Source organism: Paenibacillus sp. FSL L8-0641 (genome assembly GCF_038006265.1).
GTDB classification, from domain to species: domain Bacteria; phylum Bacillota; class Bacilli; order Paenibacillales; family Paenibacillaceae; genus Paenibacillus; species Paenibacillus polymyxa_D.
In genome coordinates this window covers 1-18,782 of the sequence record NZ_JBBOUW010000001.1, presented here as the reverse complement: position 1 = coordinate 18,782, position 18,782 = coordinate 1, and the positions used below count along the sequence as shown (strand labels likewise).

Sequence of the window (18,782 nt, the reverse complement as noted above, 5' to 3'; positions counted from 1 at the left end):
CGGAGCCTTGAACACTTCATCAGTGATAGCTTTTCCAGTAATTATAGAGTAGGCTAGCTAACACTGGATGTCGATCATTCTGTATTTCTACAAAAACAATTAAATGCTTATTTAAAGCGGCATGAGCGAAGTACCGTCCCTTTTTCCGGCTGTGGACGGGAAGCCACTTGTGATGCAGTAGATTAATGAAAGGACTGTTCGCATGACAGAGGAAACCGGAACCAAAGCTACCTACTATCACTACAAGCTCATTAAAAAAATCAGTATACCGCGTCAACTAGTATGGAGTCATATTTCACTGCCTATTATTATGCTTCTCTTTCTGCTTCTTGCCTTTTCCTGGACTAGCGTGTTTTTGTTTGCTCTTGCCTTTTTCCTTACCTTATGGGTACACTTCGTAATCTCACGATCTGTCCTATACATCGGTGGCGGAGCATCCTTCCGCAAACGCTGGGCATTCCACCGTAAGTTACCCTGGCTAGGCTATATGACAGACCAGTACATAGGCTATAGCATCTTTCGTCGTGTGCACATACATACCCTCTGGATCGGTATCTGCTTATCAGGCGTATTCATTCTCTGGTCTCCACCAGCCTTTACGGTATCCTTACTCTTCTGGCATCTATGGCTTATTGCACCGCGTCTATACATCCTCAGTCGGCTTACGGGCGAGAGAAAAGACGGCATGTTGAAGTTTACCGATGAAGATGCCTCATATTATCAACAGTAAATCTAACCACTCATATCCGTACAGATAAAAAATCCGGATCTGAACTACCTACAACGATCTAGACTGAAGCAAAAAGGAGCAACCTCAATCGGTTACTCCTTTTTTTGCGACTTAACAACCATAATCGCTTTATTCTCTTATCAAGTAAACTTTCCCTCAACTTTATCCTCGTTAAATGTAGAAAGATTATTCAACATGCAAATATATAAAAGGAAGCTACTCCCTACTCAACGGCAGTTCTGAGTGCTTCCCCACATCCAATCTCATCATTCATCATTATACACAGCATACGATACGCTATGAGTTTACTATAAATATGATCTACATTAAGTCCTATGCTGCTTACCGGTTGAAAACCGTACTCCTAATTAAGATCCACGCTTTTGCTCTTCACAACAGCCTTTCTGTCTTTTGGAACCAATACAGTAAAAGAACCATCATGCACAGACAAATGCACCATGTGTTTATTTTTCTGAAACACCTTCTGATTGGAGGTGGATAGATTCGGTTCCTCAGTCCAGCCCCAAGCTGCAATCTCCTCTAGATAAGGAGCAGGTAGACTATCACTTTCCTTCAACGCTGGCAGTGCATAGCGAACATAGTCCATGTCCGAATTACTGCTGGCCCGATCGGTTTTACTAGCTTCTTTGGGAACCGGAAACGTCTTCTCGTTAGCAGCACCCTCAAACGATGTCCAAGAAGGCTCCTCTTCCACGCACCCGGTAAGAATCGCGACAGCGACACTGAATAGCACCAATAGAGCAAGCCATTTATTTCGCCGCATGATCTTCCCTCCTTACCAGCCTGATTGATTATACAAAAATCCTATGATGGAGTTTGCATAATTCTGCAACAATGCAGCGTGTGTGTATGGGATTCAATACCTATATTATACAGGGTTTACTCTTACATTCCGTAACAAAAATGTTACCTTCCTTTTGCAAGGATATTCCCAAAATATACGTATATGCAAAAGAGGACCATGATCTCAATGAGATCATGGTCCTCTTCACCTGTTGCTTGGCGACGTCCTACTCTCCCAGGACCCTGCGGTCCAAGTACCATCGGCGCTGGAGGGCTTAACGGTCGTGTTCGGGATGGGTACGTGTGGAACCCCTCCGCTATCGCCACCAAACATGAATTTACATCGTAAATTCTTTTTCAGGAATCAGCATCGCCAAATGCTGTGTGTTTACTTGTTCCATATAAGCCACTTGAGCTTATACAATACAAAGCTTACACCCTGAAAACTGGATCCGAAACTCATTGCGTTTTATCTTAGGATAAGCCCTCGACCGATTAGTATTGGTCAGCTCCATGCATTACTGCACTTCCACCCCCAACCTATCTACCTCGTCGTCTTCAAGGGGTCTTACTAATTGGGAAATCTCATCTTGAGGGGGGCTTCACGCTTAGATGCTTTCAGCGCTTATCCCTTCCGTACATAGCTACCCAGCGGTGCTCCTGGCGGAACAACTGGTACACCAGCGGTACGTCCATCCCGGTCCTCTCGTACTAAGGACAGCTCCTCTCAAATTTCCTACGCCCACGACAGATAGGGACCGAACTGTCTCACGACGTTCTGAACCCAGCTCGCGTACCGCTTTAATGGGCGAACAGCCCAACCCTTGGGACCTACTTCAGCCCCAGGATGCGATGAGCCGACATCGAGGTGCCAAACCTCCCCGTCGATGTGGACTCTTGGGGGAGATAAGCCTGTTATCCCCAGGGTAGCTTTTATCCGTTGAGCGATGGCCCTTCCATGCGGTACCACCGGATCACTAAGCCCGACTTTCGTCCCTGCTCGACTTGTAGGTCTCGCAGTCAAGCTCCCTTCTGCCTTTGCACTCTTCGAATGATTTCCAACCATTCTGAGGGAACCTTGGGGCGCCTCCGTTACTCTTTAGGAGGCGACCGCCCCAGTCAAACTGCCCACCTGACACTGTCCTCGCACCGGTTTACGGTACCAAGTTAGAACCTAGATACGATCAGGGTGGTATCCCAAGGATGCCTCCCTTCAAGCTGGCGCTCAAAGTTCGACGGCTCCCACCTATCCTGTACAGATCGTACCCAAATTCAATATCAAGCTGCAGTAAAGCTCCATGGGGTCTTTCCGTCTTGTCGCGGGTAACCTGCATCTTCACAGGTATTAAAATTTCACCGGATCTCTCGTTGAGACAGCGCCCAAGTCGTTACGCCATTCGTGCGGGTCAGAATTTACCTGACAAGGAATTTCGCTACCTTAGGACCGTTATAGTTACGGCCGCCGTTTACTGGGGCTTCGGTTCATAGCTTCGCCCCGAAGGGCTTACCACTCCCCTTAACCTTCCAGCACCGGGCAGGCGTCAGCCCGTATACTTCGCCTTGCGGCTTCGCACAGACCTGTGTTTTTGCTAAACAGTCGCTTGGGCCTTTTCACTGCGGCCCCCTCGGGCTATTCACCCTACCGAGGCACCCCTTCTCCCGAAGTTACGGGGTCATTTTGCCGAGTTCCTTAACGAGAGTTCTTCCGCGCGCCTTAGAATTCTCTTCTCGCCTACCTGTGTCGGTTTGCGGTACGGGCACCTTCTCCTGGCTAGAGGCTTTTCTTGGCAGTCTGAGATCATGACCTTCGCTACTACAATTTTCGCTCCCCATCACAGCCCAGCCTTAACGATGTGCGGATTTGCCTACACACCAGCCTCACTGCTTAGACGGACATCCATCCGTCCGCGTCACTACCCTACTGCGTCACCCCATCGCTCATAACGGATTACGGTGGTACAGGAATTTCGACCTGTTGTCCTTCGACTACGCCTATCGGCCTCGCCTTAGGTCCCGACTTACCCTGAGCGGACGAACCTTCCTCAGGAACCCTTAGGCTTTCGGCGGATCTGATTCTCACAGATCTTTTCGTTACTCATACCGGCATTCTCACTTGAATGCAGTCCAGCGCTCCTTACGGTACACCTTCAACCCGCATTCAACGCTCCCCTACCCCTGATGCAAAGCATCAAGCCATAGCTTCGGTGGTGTGTTTAGCCCCGTTACATTTTCGGCGCAGAGTCACTCGACCAGTGAGCTATTACGCACTCTTTCAATGGTGGCTGCTTCTAAGCCAACATCCTGGTTGTCTGTGCAACTCCACATCCTTTCCCACTTAACACACACTTGGGGACCTTAGCTGATGGTCTGGGCTGTTTCCCTTTCGACAATGGATCTTAGCACTCACTGTCTGACTCCCGGAACTAAATCTATGGCATTCGGAGTTTGACTGAGCTTGGTAACCCTTGCGGGCCCCGCACCCAATCAGTGCTCTACCTCCACGATTCTGTTTTCCGAGGCTAGCCCTAAAGCTATTTCGGGGAGAACCAGCTATCTCCGGGTTCGATTGGAATTTCTCCGCTACCCCCACCTCATCCCCGCATTTTTCAACATGCGTGGGTTCGGGCCTCCAGTGCGTGTTACCGCACCTTCACCCTGGACAGGGGTAGATCACCCGGTTTCGGGTCTACGTCCACGTACTCATTCGCCCTATTCAGACTCGCTTTCGCTGCGGCTTCAGCTCTTCACCTTAACCTTGCACGGGAACGTAACTCGCCGGTTCATTCTACAAAAGGCACGCCATCACCCATAGATCGGGCTCTGACTTCTTGTAAGCACACGGTTTCAGGATCTATTTCACTCCCCTTCCGGGGTGCTTTTCACCTTTCCCTCACGGTACTGCTTCACTATCGGTCGCCAGGGAGTATTTAGCCTTGGCAGATGGTCCTGCCGGATTCATACGGGGTTTCACGTGCCCCGCACTACTCGGGATCCGTCTCGGAGAGAACAAGTTTTGAACTACAGGGCTTTTACCTTCTCTGGCGGGCCTTTCCAGACCTCTTCATCTAACCGGTTCCTTTGTAACTCCATGTGAGACGTCCCACAACCCCAAGGAGCAAGCTCCTTGGTTTGGGCTAATCCGCGTTCGCTCGCCGCTACTGACGGAATCACTATTGTTTTCTCTTCCTCAGGGTACTTAGATGTTTCAGTTCCCCTGGTCTGCCTCTATTCTGCCTATGTATTCAGCAGAAAGTGACTGTCGATGAAGACAGCCGGGTTTCCCCATTCGGACATCCCCGGATCAAAGCTTGCTTACAGCTCCCCGAGGCTTTATCGTTGTTCGCCACGTCCTTCGTCGGCTCCTGGCGCCTAGGCATCCTCCGTGTGCTCTTTGTAGCTTAACCTAGACTTTTCTTTGATAAAAGAAAATGTCGATGTTCGATAAAGAATGATTTTTGCCAAAGGCAAAAGATCTTTCCTTACCTGCTACCTTTATTTCACTTGTTTACACAAGATCAGCTTAAAGGAATATTCTAAAACGCAATTTCGTTTCGGTATCCAGTTTTCAAGGTGCAATTCGCTTCATCGAAGCGAAACCCGATGAATATTTCGGCTCCACACGAATGTGTGAATGAAGTATTCGTCGAAGCTTGAGAGTTTGAGCTCTCAAAACTGAGCAACGAGTGAGTAGTTTTGAAGCTTACGCTTCATATTTGAATGTTTCCATTGCAGGAAACGATTCTCCATAGAAAGGAGGTGATCCAGCCGCACCTTCCGATACGGCTACCTTGTTACGACTTCACCCCAATCATCTACCCCACCTTCGGCGGCTGGCTCCCTTGCGGGTTACCCCACCGACTTCGGGTGTTGTAAACTCTCGTGGTGTGACGGGCGGTGTGTACAAGACCCGGGAACGTATTCACCGCGGCATGCTGATCCGCGATTACTAGCAATTCCGACTTCATGTAGGCGAGTTGCAGCCTACAATCCGAACTGAGACCGGCTTTTCTAGGATTGGCTCCACCTCGCGATTTCGCTTCCCGTTGTACCGGCCATTGTAGTACGTGTGTAGCCCAGGTCATAAGGGGCATGATGATTTGACGTCATCCCCACCTTCCTCCGGTTTGTCACCGGCAGTCTGCTTAGAGTGCCCAGCTTGACCTGCTGGCAACTAAGCATAAGGGTTGCGCTCGTTGCGGGACTTAACCCAACATCTCACGACACGAGCTGACGACAACCATGCACCACCTGTCTCCTCTGTCCCGAAGGAAAGCCATATCTCTACAGCGGTCAGAGGGATGTCAAGACCTGGTAAGGTTCTTCGCGTTGCTTCGAATTAAACCACATACTCCACTGCTTGTGCGGGTCCCCGTCAATTCCTTTGAGTTTCAGTCTTGCGACCGTACTCCCCAGGCGGAATGCTTAATGTGTTAACTTCGGCACCAAGGGTATCGAAACCCCTAACACCTAGCATTCATCGTTTACGGCGTGGACTACCAGGGTATCTAATCCTGTTTGCTCCCCACGCTTTCGCGCCTCAGCGTCAGTTACAGCCCAGAGAGTCGCCTTCGCCACTGGTGTTCCTCCACATCTCTACGCATTTCACCGCTACACGTGGAATTCCACTCTCCTCTTCTGCACTCAAGCTCCCCAGTTTCCAGTGCGACCCGAAGTTGAGCCTCGGGATTAAACACCAGACTTAAAGAGCCGCCTGCGCGCGCTTTACGCCCAATAATTCCGGACAACGCTTGCCCCCTACGTATTACCGCGGCTGCTGGCACGTAGTTAGCCGGGGCTTTCTTCTCAGGTACCGTCACTCTTGTAGCAGTTACTCTACAAGACGTTCTTCCCTGGCAACAGAGCTTTACGATCCGAAAACCTTCATCACTCACGCGGCGTTGCTCCGTCAGGCTTTCGCCCATTGCGGAAGATTCCCTACTGCTGCCTCCCGTAGGAGTCTGGGCCGTGTCTCAGTCCCAGTGTGGCCGATCACCCTCTCAGGTCGGCTACGCATCGTCGCCTTGGTAGGCCTTTACCCCACCAACTAGCTAATGCGCCGCAGGCCCATCCACAAGTGACAGATTGCTCCGTCTTTCCTCCTTCGCCCATGCAGGTAAAGGATGTATCGGGTATTAGCTACCGTTTCCGGTAGTTATCCCTGTCTTGTGGGCAGGTTGCCTACGTGTTACTCACCCGTCCGCCGCTAGGTTATGTAGAAGCAAGCTTCTACATAACCCCGCTCGACTTGCATGTATTAGGCACGCCGCCAGCGTTCGTCCTGAGCCAGGATCAAACTCTCCATTAAAGACCAACCGAAGCTGGTTTATAGAAAGAGCGATAAGCTCATTTTGAAACTGACGAGATAAAAAATATCTCTTGTTTGATTTTGCGAACAAAATCGTTTTACTCACTCGTTGTTCAGTTTTCAAAGATCAAACATCCATTGTCCGCCTCGGTGTTTTATTCAACCCCTCAGCAACTTTTATAGTGTATCATATTCCCTAGAGTTATGTCAACACTTTTTTTTCAAAAGTGTTTTTCGCTCTTCTTGATAACACTTGAAGCGACAAGAAATAATATATCATACTTTTCTTACAGTATGCAACTCTTTTTTCAAAATACTTAGTTAAGTAACAATACACTCAATATAAAGCTCTCTTTGCAGCATTAAGTTAATAATTTCCCCATCTACTTGAATCAACGGACGAGTCGGATGATCTCGATCAGCAAATATAATTTCCCCTGTACGGTTATCATTGAGGCGCACCTTGGTTCCATTATTGAATTGGGTTAACTTATGAATAAAAACTTGTACAACACTTGGGTCCAGCTTTCCAAATGATTCTGACTTGATTTGCTCTAGAACCAGATACGGTGATTGGGCAGGCCGGTATGTTTTCTCTAGAGTCATGGCATGGAATACATCAGCCACTCCAACAATTTTAGCGTAGATGTGGATTTGTTCACCTTTAAGACGCAGTGGATATCCAGTACCGTCCACTTTCTCATGATGCTGAAGAGCTGCCAAACGCACACCTTCGTTAATAGCTTTCACATTTTTAAGCAACTGGTATCCTAGTGATGTATGACTACGTATTTCTTCTTGCTCTTCCCACGTTAGTTTGGAGGGCTTGTACAGAATGGCCGGGTCCATTTTAGCGTTCCCTATGTCATGAAGCAATCCAGCAAAAGCCACCTGCATCCAATCCTTTTGAGGTAATCCGATCCATTGTGCAATGGAGTAGGAAGTAAGGGAGGTTAGCACGGCGTTGTGAAAAATATAGTCCACTTCGATCATGGCGGGCGGAGTATAGGTCATTACATTATAGCGCTGAATATGCACCAGTAAGGACTCCAATTGTCCTCGCAGTTCATATATAGATAAATTAGAGACGAGTACCGATTGAAATGCGTTCTTAACGAGCATCACCATTTTGTCATACTCATCCTGAAATTGTTCAGATTCATCTCGTCCATCTAACGAAGGTCCTTGCGATTCAGATATTCCAGATCGAACAGTCGTAGACTCGCTACTGAATTTTGTAAGATCATCCGTCCCTACCTCAACTTGCTGAATCAGGAACGCCTGTAAAATCTCCAAGTCACGTGGTAGCAGAATGCGCCCTTTCGGTAGCAGCAAGCTGCCCATTTCTGTAAATACATCGCTTTGCAATCTAAGTCCTGCTTTTAATTCGGATACGGGTACAGTTGTCATGGTCAACCTCTCTGTTCTCACAACAGCTGCTCCAGCTGCCAGTTATGATGTCATTATATTACTTGGGATTGATCCTGTACATTCATTTTATGCCATTTAAAGCATACTTGTCTGAATTCGTTAGCCAGAAAAAGAAAGACTCCCCGACCAAATAGTCAGAGAGTCTCTTCCATCTAAAATTTAGTAACTACTGTTGTTCCATATTCAGGCTCTTATTCGCCCTCAGAAGATTCTGGGTCGTTACCTTCCGCACCTTCTGTATTCGTTTCGAGAGTTGGTTCAACAGATGATAGAGATGAGCCCTCTCCAGCTTCCCCACCCTCTAATAATTCTTCAAGCAGTTCATCCTGCTCCTCATTCTTGTTCGCTCGACAAACCGTTGCAACCGAATCATCATCGCGAATATTAATCAATCTTACCCCTTGTGTATTCCGACCCATCGTGGAGATTTCCCCCATGCTGGTCCGAATCAAGGTGCCACTAGCTGTAATAATCATCAGATCCTCTTCGGTTTTTACAACCTTGAGACCGACAACTGGACCATTTTTTTCCGTAACATTAATCGTCTTGATCCCCTTACCTCCACGGCTTTGGATACGATAATCCATAACAGGGGTACGCTTGCCATAACCTTTGGCCGTTACAATCAGGATATCCAGGCTGGTATCCACGATGTCCATACCAATTACAGCATCACTCTCATCAAGGTTGATCCCTTTAACCCCTGTAGCGCTACGGCCCATAGACCGTACATCACTTTCAGGGAAACGGATAGACATGCCTTGTGCTGTACCAATAATCATTTCCTGCTGTCCGTCCGTCAGCTTCACTTCGATCAGGGCGTCATCTTCACGCAAGTTAATGGCAATCAAGCCACCTTTGCGGATATTTGCATAGTCGTCAAGCGGTGTCTTCTTAATAATCCCATGCTGAGTCGCAAAGAAAAGATAGCTATCCTCCACAAATTCCTCGATTGGAATTACCGCATTGATCGACTCACCCTGTTCAATCTGAATCAGGTTAATAATCGGTGTTCCCCGGGCTGTCCGGCTTAGATCAGGAATCTCATAGGCCTTAATTCGATATACCTTACCCTTGTCGGTAAAGAATAACAAATGATGATGTGAATTCGTAATGAACAGATGCTCTACGAAATCCTCATCTTTGGTATCCATACCAACTACACCACGACCACCGCGTTTTTGACTGCGATAGGTGGTAACAGGAAGGCGTTTGATATATCCCGTATGGGTTACAGTAATAATAACATCTTCACGCGGAATGAGATCCTCATCCAGAATACTCTCTTCACCCACTGTAATTTCAGTGCGACGTTCATCAGCGAAACGCCCTTTAAGTTCATTCAGCTCTTCGCTAATGATGTTGAGTACCAGATGCTCGTTCGCCAAAATCTCACGGTATTCCGCAATCTTTTGTATTAGCTCGTTATATTCGTTCTCAATCTTCTCACGTTCCAAACCGGTTAAACGTTGCAGACGCATATCGAGAATAGCCTGAGACTGCTCAAGAGTGAGCGAGAAACGCTCAATCAGTCCTTCACGAGCTGCTTCTGCAGTTTGGGAAGAACGAATCAAGGCAATAACTTCGTCCAGATGGTCAAGAGCAATGCGCAAGCCTTCCAGAATGTGTGCTCTAGCTTCGGCCTTTTTCAGATCAAATTCTGTCCGGCGACGAATAACTTCGACCTGATGTTTGAGATAATGATACAAGACATCCTTCAGGTTTAGAATCTTCGGTTCGTTGTTTACAATGGCAAGCATATTAATACCGAAATTCGACTGCATAGCTGTATGTTTAAACAAATTATTCAGAACGACATTCGGGTTCACGTCTCTACGCAACTCAATAACGACACGCATACCCGTACGGTCCGATTCATCACGCAGATCCGTAATGCCTTCAATACGTTTGTCACGTACTAATTCGGCAATTTTCTCAACCAGACGAGCCTTATTCACTTGGTAAGGCAGCTCATGCACGATAATCCGTGCTTTATTGCCGATCTCTTCTATGGTGGTCTTTGCACGCATGGTCACAGATCCGCGGCCCGTCTGGTACGCCTGACGGATACCAGAGCGTCCTAAAATATAACCTGCTGTCGGGAAATCCGGTCCTTGAATATAATCCATAAGTTCCATCGGCGTAATGTCAGGGTTTTCGATCAGTGCTTGTACACCATCGATAACCTCTCCCAAGTTATGCGGAGGAATATTGGTAGCCATCCCGACTGCAATCCCGCCGACCCCATTCACCAGCAAGTTAGGATAACGTGCTGGTAATACGACAGGCTCGCTCTCTTCACCATCGTAGTTCGGCATAAAATCAACGGTCTCTTTGTTCAAATCACGTAGCATTTCCATGGCAATCTTGGACAACCGTGCTTCGGTGTAACGCATCGCAGCGGCCATATCTCCATCCACGGAGCCAAAGTTACCGTGTCCATCCACCAACATGTAACGCAAGGAAAAATCCTGCGCCATCCGCACCATCGTATCATATACAGCCGTATCACCATGAGGGTGATATTTACCGATAACTTCGCCGACGATTCTTGCCGATTTTTTGTAAGGCTTATCTGGCGACATGCCTAGCTCGGACATCGCATACAAAATACGACGGTGTACCGGCTTCAGTCCGTCCCGCACATCAGGCAAGGCACGGCTAACAATAATACTCATGGCATAATCCATAAAGGATTCGCGCATTTCCACTCCGATATCCCTATTGATGATTTGCGAGTTATTTTGATCCGCCATGCTGGTCCTCCTTCTTATCCTTCAATACAATGCTCTCTATGTGAAAAGCCTAACAAGATACTGCCTATACACTCCGCTCTCTGCGCAGGATTTTGGCTGAAATCCTCATCTGTATAATTATATTACTTTCACAAAAAGAGCACAATTAAACGCATCTGTCCTCTTTACAGCGTAAATCCCTCGTCATTCTCTTTCTGCCTGTAGCAGATCGCTATTCTCTTGTACAACTCACAAGCCCTGATTATAACAAATTCCCCAGAGCTGGGGATTAGCCCCCACCATAAGGGCCTTTTCCACATACAATACGTATACGGTCAGGGTTCAATTAGCAAAATTCCGAAAAACGCCGTATTTCTCTATTATATCATTGTTTTACGCGCTTGTCCTTTAGTTTCCCTTGTTTTGTTAAAGTGTTGCGGATTCCAAGTACATGACTCATATTTCGAAAAGAAAGGGATGAGATTACTTGTCTATTCAACGAGTATCCAGTAAGTGGACCAAAACAAATGCCATTCTCCCCAATCCGACATTGGCTGCTTATGTACCGGAAACACGGTTGTACACATTTGATCACTTAAACGAAATGTTGGCCGTGTATGGTACTGTCTATATTAAGCCGGATAACGGTACTTATGGAAAAGGGGTTATGCGGGCAGAGAGGCTGACAGAGCCGCTCCCGCCGACAGAAGAAGGAATCATCGAAGAGAGAACTTGGTATGTGCTTCGCTATGAAGTAGACATTTTCACCTTCGAAAGTCTAGAAGATCTGCACAGAGTGGTTTCTTCCCGCATACGAAAACGTCCATATCTGATCCAACGTGGAATTCCACTTCTTCAGCATGAAGAACGCCCCTTCGATCTGAGGGTATTAACCCAGATGAACTTGAGACACCAATGGGAAACAACACTTATTGTAGGACGCGTAGCTGCTCCTGACAAAGTCGTCACCAATCATCACAGCGGTGGGACAACACGCTTTTTCAATGAGCTGGTCGCTCCATATATGGATGTAAAGGAAGCTGTACGACTGGAGCAAAAATTATCGAAAATGGGCGAACGGGTAGCCTGGCAGTTGCAAAAAAAATACCCACGTTTAAGGGAAATCGGATTAGATGTGGGACTGGATCAGCAAAATTATCCGTGGATTCTTGAGGTTAATACGAGACCAGCAATCAAGGTATTCTCTTCCCTTCCAAACAAAAGCCTCTATCATAAAATATTTAGATATGCAGTAGGCTACGGCCGATACTCTCCGTCGACAGGTAAACCCGTGCGCTCTAAGAAAAAAGCCTAAAACAATGAGATTAGATATTCAAATACACCCGGGCTGGTTAATGACAAGAAAAGGGACGCCCATTTGGGCGCCCCTCGTGAACTCTTACAAAATACTACCTAATGAGCATGTAATACAGCCACTAGGAAGGAACGTTACACATTAGAAATCAAGATTTTTCACGTACTTTGCATGCTCTTGGATAAAGTCACGACGAGGTTCTACATTATCACCCATCAAGGTATTGAACAGTGTATCAGCCAGCATCGCGTCACTGACAGTTACCTGAAGCATAGTACGACTCTCAGGGTCCATCGTAGTTTCCCAAAGTTGGGTCGCATTCATCTCACCCAAACCTTTATAGCGCTGTACATTGTACTTCGCGTTTTCTCCAAATTCCCTGATGATCTCATCACGTTCCGCCTCGGAGTTCGCATAACGTACAACTTTGTTACGCTCTACTTTGAATAATGGTGGTTGAGCAATATAAATATAGCCTGCATCAATGATTTTACGCATGTACCGATAGAAGAACGTCAGCAACAACGTACGAATATGGGCGCCGTCGACATCCGCATCTGTCATGATGATGACCTTGTGATAACGGGCTTTGGCGATGTCAAAGTCGTCTCCGATCCCTGTACCCATTGCTGTTACCATCGACCGGATTTCATCACTGGACAAAATACGGTCCAAGCGTGCCTTTTCAACATTCAGGATTTTACCACGAATCGGCAAAATAGCTTGAAAGTGACGATCACGCCCCTGCTTGGCTGATCCCCCTGCGGAGTCACCTTCGACAATGTACAGTTCACTAATCGAAGCATCCTTAGAGGAGCAATCCGCCAACTTGCCTGGGAGCGAACTGATTTCCAGCGCACTTTTGCGACGTGTAAGCTCACGCGCTTTACGCGCTGCTTCCCGGGCACGTGCTGCTTGTAATGATTTATCTACCACGCGGCGGGAAACAGACGGATTTTCCTCTAGGAACTCCTGGAGTTTCTCTGCGAATAAGGATTCGACAATCCCTCGCACCTCACTGTTACCCAGCTTTGTCTTGGTCTGACCCTCAAACTGTGGTTCTGGAATTTTGACGGAGATAATTGCCGTCAATCCTTCACGCACATCGTCACCGGTCAGGTTGGCATTGTTGTCTTTAATCAAGCCATTTTTACGTGCATAATCGTTTATAATCCGGGTTAATGCACTCTTGAAACCTGATTCGTGAGTTCCGCCCTCATGGGTGTTGATGTTGTTGGCAAAAGAATAAATATTTTCGGTATAGCTGTCGTTATATTGCAATGCAACTTCGACTTGAATCATATCCCGCGAGCCTTCGACATAAATCGGCTGTTCATGTAGTGCTTCTCTTTTTTGATTCAAGAATTGCACATATTCACTGATTCCGCCCTCGTAATGGAATGTATCGCTAGCTCCCGTCCGTTCGTCAGTCAAGCTGATTGCAATGCCTTTATTCAGGAAAGCCAACTCACGAATCCGCGTTTGGAGCGTATCATAATCATATACGGTCGTTTCTGTAAAGATTTGATCGTCCGGATAGAAGGTCGTTTGGGTACCCGTCTCGTCTGTATCACCGATGACTCTGACATCATACTGCGGAGCACCACGGTGATATTCCTGCTCATACAGATGTCCGTCTCGTTTAACATGAACAATCATTTTGCTGGAGAGAGCGTTCACTACCGATACCCCAACCCCGTGCAGACCACCGGATACCTTGTACCCTCCGCCTCCGAATTTACCGCCTGCGTGAAGCACAGTCATAACGACTTCCAGCGCAGATTTTTTCATTTTGGCGTGTTCGCTTACTGGAATACCACGTCCATTATCTGTAACGGTAACACTGTTATCTTCGTGAACCACAACTTGAATGCTGTCACAATAACCCGCCAGCGCTTCGTCAATGCTGTTGTCCACAACTTCCCAGACCAGATGATGGAGACCTTTGGCGCTTGTGGAGCCAATATACATCCCGGGACGTTTCCGAACCGCCTCCAGGCCCTCAAGGACCTGAATCTCGCCCGCATCATAAGACGGTTGATTCATAGACATGCCTTTCACCTACTTCTATAGATTCTATGGTTAAGCATTGGCAACAAACTGGTTTGCCCGCTTTTTGAGTGTTGTTGAGGAGATGGGGGAATAATACACCGTATTCTGAGTAACTACGATGGACTTGGCTTCCTCTTCGCCAATCATCTCGACATGCTTTTGCTGTTGGGCATGGTTCACGTATTGCTTGGAGATTTTAGAGGATTTTTCAATCGAGATATCGAAAATAGCCACAAGCTCTGACGAGCGGATGATTTTTTCTCCACCCAGATGAATATACATAGCGGTCACTCACTCCTTAGTGTTCCACATGCCCGTCGTGGACGTGATAAATATTGGCATCCTTGAGTCGTTCTGCGTTCAAAGTCTCAACCCCGGTTGCCGTGATAAAGGTCTGTACTTTGCTTTGGAAGGTCTCGATCAGCTGGGTTTGACGATAGGGATCCAGCTCGGACAAAACATCATCCAGCAGCAAGACAGGATATTCACCAATTTCCTCATGAATTAACTCAATTTCGGCCAACTTCAAGGACAGGGCCGTCGTCCGCTGCTGCCCCTGAGAGCCATACGTATGCACTTCTCTGCCGTTAATGGCAAAGGCTAAATCATCACGATGGGGTCCCGCCAAAGTCATGCCACGGCGGATTTCCTGTTCCCTCATTTGGGATAACTTTATCATAAATCGCTCCAATAAGACAGCTTCATCTTCTTCCTCTGGCTCACTGAAGGAGGGAACATAGGTTAATTTTAACTCTTCCGTCCCACCTGCGATCCCTTCATGAATAGCCTGAGCCCACTTTTGTAGCTTTGTTATAAATTGTTTCCGCTTTTTAACAATTTTAACACCATGCTCAACAAGTTGCTCATTCCATACCTCCAGCATCAGCTGCACTGACGCCATATCCTTACCCCAAGCTTGCTTGAGCAGGTTATTTCGCTGAACCAATACTTTCTGGTATTGCTGCAAATGATACAGATAGCCTGGCGCAACCTGGCCGATTTCCATGTCAAGAAACCGGCGGCGAACCCCCGGTGTTCCTTTCACAATTTCCAGATCCTCAGGTGCAAACATGACCACATTTAACGAACCGATAAAATCGCTCAATTTACGCTGCTCCAGTCCGTTGATCTTTGCTTTTTTGCCTTGTGTGGATAACGCGAGATCCAGTCTGATTTTCCCGTATTTTTTATCCACATCTGCGGCTAGGTGAGTGGAAGTAGCCCCGAAAGAGATTAACTCCTTGTCGCGGGACGTTCGATGACTTTTGGTTAAAGCTAGTACAAAAATCGCCTCTACCAGATTCGTTTTGCCCTGCGCATTTTGTCCGATCAGCAAATTAACGGGACCAAATTCATTCAGTTCCAGCTGCTCATAGTTCCGGTACTGCTGCAAAACAATGTTGTTCACAAACACATAGGGTCCCCCTTGTTACTCCGTACCTAAAAGGAGTCCTTGCCACCCAGGCGATCATGCTCCTGCTGTAACCTCGAAACTTCCGTTGTCCTCTACTTCTACGGTATCACCTGGGTACAGTTTTCTTCCACGACGTTCTTCCGGTTCACCATTCACACGGACTTGTCCCTCTTGCAGCAGGGCTTTAGCCATGCCTCCTGTGGATACACAATCGGCTAATTTTAAAAATTGATCGAGCTTGATGTATTCGGTCTGTATAGATATTGGTTTCAAGGCTTGTTCATCCTTTCGGTTGTCCTCAGGTGGGTTAACGCTAGACATCAGTTGGTTGTGCGATATGGCAGGATGATATACAGCGCATTGCTGGAATCTGCCGGTTTTAAAATAATGGGACTCATAATGCCGGTAAAAGCAATCGTCAGCTGCTCGCTGTCAATCACCTTCAGCACGTCAAGCATGTATTTGGAGTTGAACGAAATTTTGAGCGGCTCCCCCTCAAATTTGGACACCGTTACTTCCTCACGCACTTTGCCAAGCTCAGAGGAACTAGAGGAAATTTCCAAACCGCCATTTTCCAGCGACTGCATTTTTACGATATTCGTTTTTTCCTCACGGGACAGCAAATAAGCACGGTCAATTGACTCACTTAAACTTTTTGTATCCACAATCAGTTCTGTTTTGTAGGAGGTCGGAATAATTCTAGAAGTATCAGGATAGGTGCCGTCCAAGATGCGGGAATAAAATAGCACCCGATCTACTTTGAATAATACCTGATTGTCCGCTACTACGATATCCACAAGCATATTTTGGTCTGGAATAATTCTGCTCAGCTCATTCAGCGTTTTGCCCGCAATGACAACATTGCTAAAGCGCAAGCCTTCAGACGTCTCCAAATGAGCGCTGCGGGTGGCAAGGCGGTGGCGGTCCGTTGCCACAAACTTCAGTTCCCCCTCAGCCAGATTCCACAACACGCCGGTTAAAATCGGTGTCGTTTCGTGGGTGGAAATGGAGAACACCGTCTGTTTAATCATATTTTTAAGTAAATCTCCTGGCACAGAGATGACTTGATTTTCTTCAATGTTGGGAAGCACCGGGAATTCTTCAGGATCTAAGCCAACAATCTGAATTTCAGTTGCACCGGACGAGATAAAGGTTTGGAATTGGTCTTTTACCTCCATACGGATCTCCTGCGACGGCAACTTTTTGATAATTTCGACAAAGAATTTGGCTGGCAGCACAACACTACCGGGTTGTTCGACCTGAACGACAGTTTGGTCACCATCCTCCATCGGAATAAAGGATTGAATCGAGATGTCTGTATCGCTGGCGGTCAGCGTTACTCCCTGGTGATTCACATCCAGCTTAATACCACTCAGAATTGGAATCGTAGTTCGACTTGATATCGCTTTGGATACATGTTGTATAGCCTCGTTCAAAACGTTTTTCAGAATGCTGATCTTCATAAGTTCCTCCTACGGGTTTTAATCCTTCAAGCACGCGTTGACGCGAGCCTTATTTAGGTGATGTATATCTTTAAAATATATTAGTAATAGTAATAGGCGCACTGAATATGTGGATAAGTCACTGTAACCCTAATAAAATCAAGCCTATCCACATGTGTATAAATTGTGTATAGGCTCTGAACTTGTTCAGGTTGGATTTTTGATTTTTTCTATTAGGTTGTTGATAACTTTAAACAGATCCTGATCCACTTGAATGGATTTGGAGATTTTTTCGTGCGCATGAATGACAGTCGTATGATCACGCCCACCGAAAGCTTCGCCGATTTTCGGCAAAGAATAGTCGGTTAGCTCACGAGACAGATACATGGCAATCTGTCGTGGAAAAGCTACAGCCTTCGTCCGCTTACGCGCTTTAAAATCCTCTAGCCGTAGATTGTAAAATTCCCCGACTTGATGCTGTATATCCTGAATCGTAATCATTTTTGGACGACTGGACGGGATAATATCCTTCAACGCCTCAGCCGCGAGATGACTTGTTACATCCTGATTGGTTAAGGAAGAATAGGCGACAACGCGAATAAGTGCCCCTTCCAGCTCACGGATGTTTGTATCAATTTGATTAGCGATATACATCATGGCCTCATTGGGAATATCCAGGTTTTCCGCCCGCGCTTTTTTCCGAAGGATAGCAATTCTCGTCTCCAAATCCGGCGGTTGGATATCCGTAATAAGTCCCCACTCGAAGCGAGAGCGCAGCCGTTCTTCCAGTGTTGGAATTTCTTTAGGTGGCCGATCGCTTGAGATTATAATCTGCTTGCGTTCCTCATGAAGCGCGTTGAACGTGTGGAAAAATTCCTCCTGCGTCGATTCCTTGCCCGCAATGAATTGAATATCATCAATGAGCAAAATATCAATGTTGCGATATTTATTCCGGAAACTTTCCCCGCGGTTGTCCCGGATGGCATTAATGAATTCATTCGTAAACTTCTCCGACGATAAATAAACGACCTTGCTGGCCGGATTGTGCTCCAAAATATAGTGTCCGATAGCGTGCATCAGATGCGTTTTTCCCAGCCCTACACCACCGTATAAAAACAGCGGATTGTAAGCTTTGGCCGGCGCCTCGGCGACGGCCAGCGATGCTGCATGGGCAAAACGGTTCCCCGATCCGATGACAAAAGTATCGAATGTATATTTGGGATTCAGCATATGGGACACAGCTTCTTCATGAACGACCGGCTGCTGCTGAGGTTGTTGCTGAAGGTCGACCTCGGCGGGCTTGTTCTCTTCAATAACGAACTTGACCTCTAGCTGTTTGCCCAAAATCTCATAAACCGTTGCTCCGACTAGCTTGGTATAGCGGCTTTCAAGCCATTCCACGGCAAAAGTTGTCGGTGCAGAAATCACAATGGAGTGGTCATTTAGTTTCGCTGCCTTGGTAGCCTTAAACCAAGTGTCGTAACTCGGCTTACTCAGCTTGGTTTGTATGATGGATAGAATTTGCTGCCATAGTTCAGAGGTATGGCTGTCCAC

11 protein-coding genes and 3 rRNA genes are annotated in these 18,782 nt (G+C 47.0%); 2 read left to right on the top strand and 12 right to left on the bottom strand.

Annotated elements, in window-relative coordinates; genetic code table 11:
* The first annotated feature begins 202 nt into the window (after positions 1 to 202).
* The gene (locus tag MKY16_RS00070) at positions 203 to 730 is read left to right on the top strand and encodes a hypothetical protein (protein ID WP_029519392.1); all 528 of its coding nucleotides are present in this window, start codon (positions 203 to 205) and stop codon (positions 728 to 730) included.
* Positions 731 to 1,094: 364 nt separating this feature from the next.
* On the opposite strand, the gene MKY16_RS00065 is transcribed toward MKY16_RS00070, so the two are convergent.
* From MKY16_RS00065 to gyrA, 6 genes are all read right to left on the bottom strand, one after another.
* Positions 1,095 to 1,514 (bottom strand): hypothetical protein, encoded by a 420-nt coding sequence (locus MKY16_RS00065; RefSeq protein WP_013308104.1) that lies wholly within the window; start codon positions 1,512 to 1,514, stop codon positions 1,095 to 1,097.
* Between the two features lie 234 nt (positions 1,515 to 1,748).
* Positions 1,749 to 1,865 (bottom strand): 5S ribosomal RNA (gene rrf, locus MKY16_RS00060).
* A 144-nt stretch (positions 1,866 to 2,009) separates the two neighbouring features.
* Positions 2,010 to 4,938 (bottom strand): 23S ribosomal RNA (locus MKY16_RS00055).
* Positions 4,939 to 5,283: 345 nt separating this feature from the next.
* Positions 5,284 to 6,839, bottom strand: a 16S ribosomal RNA gene (locus tag MKY16_RS00050).
* The 16S, 23S and 5S rRNA genes sit together here, the layout of an rRNA operon.
* Before the next feature lie 321 nt (positions 6,840 to 7,160).
* The gene (locus MKY16_RS00045) at positions 7,161 to 8,249 is read right to left on the bottom strand and encodes an HD-GYP domain-containing protein (RefSeq protein ID WP_340957533.1); all 1,089 of its coding nucleotides are present in this window, start codon (positions 8,247 to 8,249) and stop codon (positions 7,161 to 7,163) included.
* A gap of 212 nt (positions 8,250 to 8,461) precedes the next feature.
* Positions 8,462 to 11,026, bottom strand: a complete 2,565-nt coding sequence (gyrA, locus tag MKY16_RS00040) for a DNA gyrase subunit A (RefSeq protein ID WP_318627822.1) — start codon at positions 11,024 to 11,026, stop codon at positions 8,462 to 8,464.
* Positions 11,027 to 11,492: 466 nt separating this feature from the next.
* On the opposite strand from gyrA, the gene MKY16_RS00035 reads away from it, so the two are divergent.
* Entirely contained in the window at positions 11,493 to 12,320 is an 828-nt protein-coding gene (locus MKY16_RS00035) for a YheC/YheD family protein (protein WP_029518980.1), read from the top strand.
* Positions 12,321 to 12,461: 141 nt separating this feature from the next.
* Here the strand turns inward: MKY16_RS00035 and gyrB are convergent, their stop codons facing one another.
* The 6 genes from gyrB to dnaA form a co-directional block, all read right to left on the bottom strand.
* Positions 12,462 to 14,372: a DNA topoisomerase (ATP-hydrolyzing) subunit B gene (gene gyrB / locus MKY16_RS00030; RefSeq protein WP_013308100.1), complete on the bottom strand. Its 1,911-nt coding sequence runs from the start codon at positions 14,370 to 14,372 to the stop codon at positions 12,462 to 12,464.
* Positions 14,373 to 14,402: 30 nt separating this feature from the next.
* Positions 14,403 to 14,654 (bottom strand): extracellular matrix regulator RemB, encoded by a 252-nt coding sequence (gene remB / locus MKY16_RS00025; protein WP_007433255.1) that lies wholly within the window; start codon positions 14,652 to 14,654, stop codon positions 14,403 to 14,405.
* A 16-nt stretch (positions 14,655 to 14,670) separates the two neighbouring features.
* Positions 14,671 to 15,786 (bottom strand): DNA replication/repair protein RecF, encoded by a 1,116-nt coding sequence (gene recF / locus MKY16_RS00020; RefSeq protein ID WP_013308098.1) that lies wholly within the window; start codon positions 15,784 to 15,786, stop codon positions 14,671 to 14,673.
* Between the two features lie 54 nt (positions 15,787 to 15,840).
* Positions 15,841 to 16,059 carry a S4 domain-containing protein YaaA gene (yaaA, locus tag MKY16_RS00015; RefSeq protein ID WP_029518979.1) on the bottom strand — a complete coding sequence of 73 codons (219 nt, stop codon included), beginning with the start codon at positions 16,057 to 16,059 and terminating at the stop codon, positions 15,841 to 15,843.
* Positions 16,060 to 16,106: 47 nt separating this feature from the next.
* On the bottom strand, positions 16,107 to 17,249 hold the full coding sequence (gene dnaN / locus MKY16_RS00010) for a DNA polymerase III subunit beta (RefSeq protein WP_029518977.1): 1,143 nt from the start codon (positions 17,247 to 17,249) through the stop codon (positions 16,107 to 16,109).
* 186 nt (positions 17,250 to 17,435) lie between these two features.
* On the bottom strand, positions 17,436 to 18,782 hold the full coding sequence (dnaA, locus tag MKY16_RS00005) for a chromosomal replication initiator protein DnaA (protein WP_250241425.1): 1,347 nt from the start codon (positions 18,780 to 18,782) through the stop codon (positions 17,436 to 17,438).

Bases quoted from the DNA above. Each gene is read 5' to 3' on its own strand.
- gyrA (WP_318627822.1), bottom strand. From the start codon at position 11,026: ATGGCGGATCAAAATAACTCGCAAATCATCAATAGGGATATCGGAGTG.
- MKY16_RS00070 (WP_029519392.1), top strand. From the start codon at position 203: ATGACAGAGGAAACCGGAACCAAAGCTACCTACTATCACTACAAGCTC.
- MKY16_RS00045 (WP_340957533.1), bottom strand. From the start codon at position 8,249: ATGACAACTGTACCCGTATCCGAATTAAAAGCAGGACTTAGATTGCAA.
- remB (WP_007433255.1), bottom strand. From the start codon at position 14,654: ATGTATATTCATCTGGGTGGAGAAAAAATCATCCGCTCGTCAGAGCTT.
- dnaN (WP_029518977.1), bottom strand. From the start codon at position 17,249: ATGAAGATCAGCATTCTGAAAAACGTTTTGAACGAGGCTATACAACAT.
- gyrB (WP_013308100.1), bottom strand. From the start codon at position 14,372: ATGTCTATGAATCAACCGTCTTATGATGCGGGCGAGATTCAGGTCCTT.
- MKY16_RS00065 (WP_013308104.1), bottom strand. From the start codon at position 1,514: ATGCGGCGAAATAAATGGCTTGCTCTATTGGTGCTATTCAGTGTCGCT.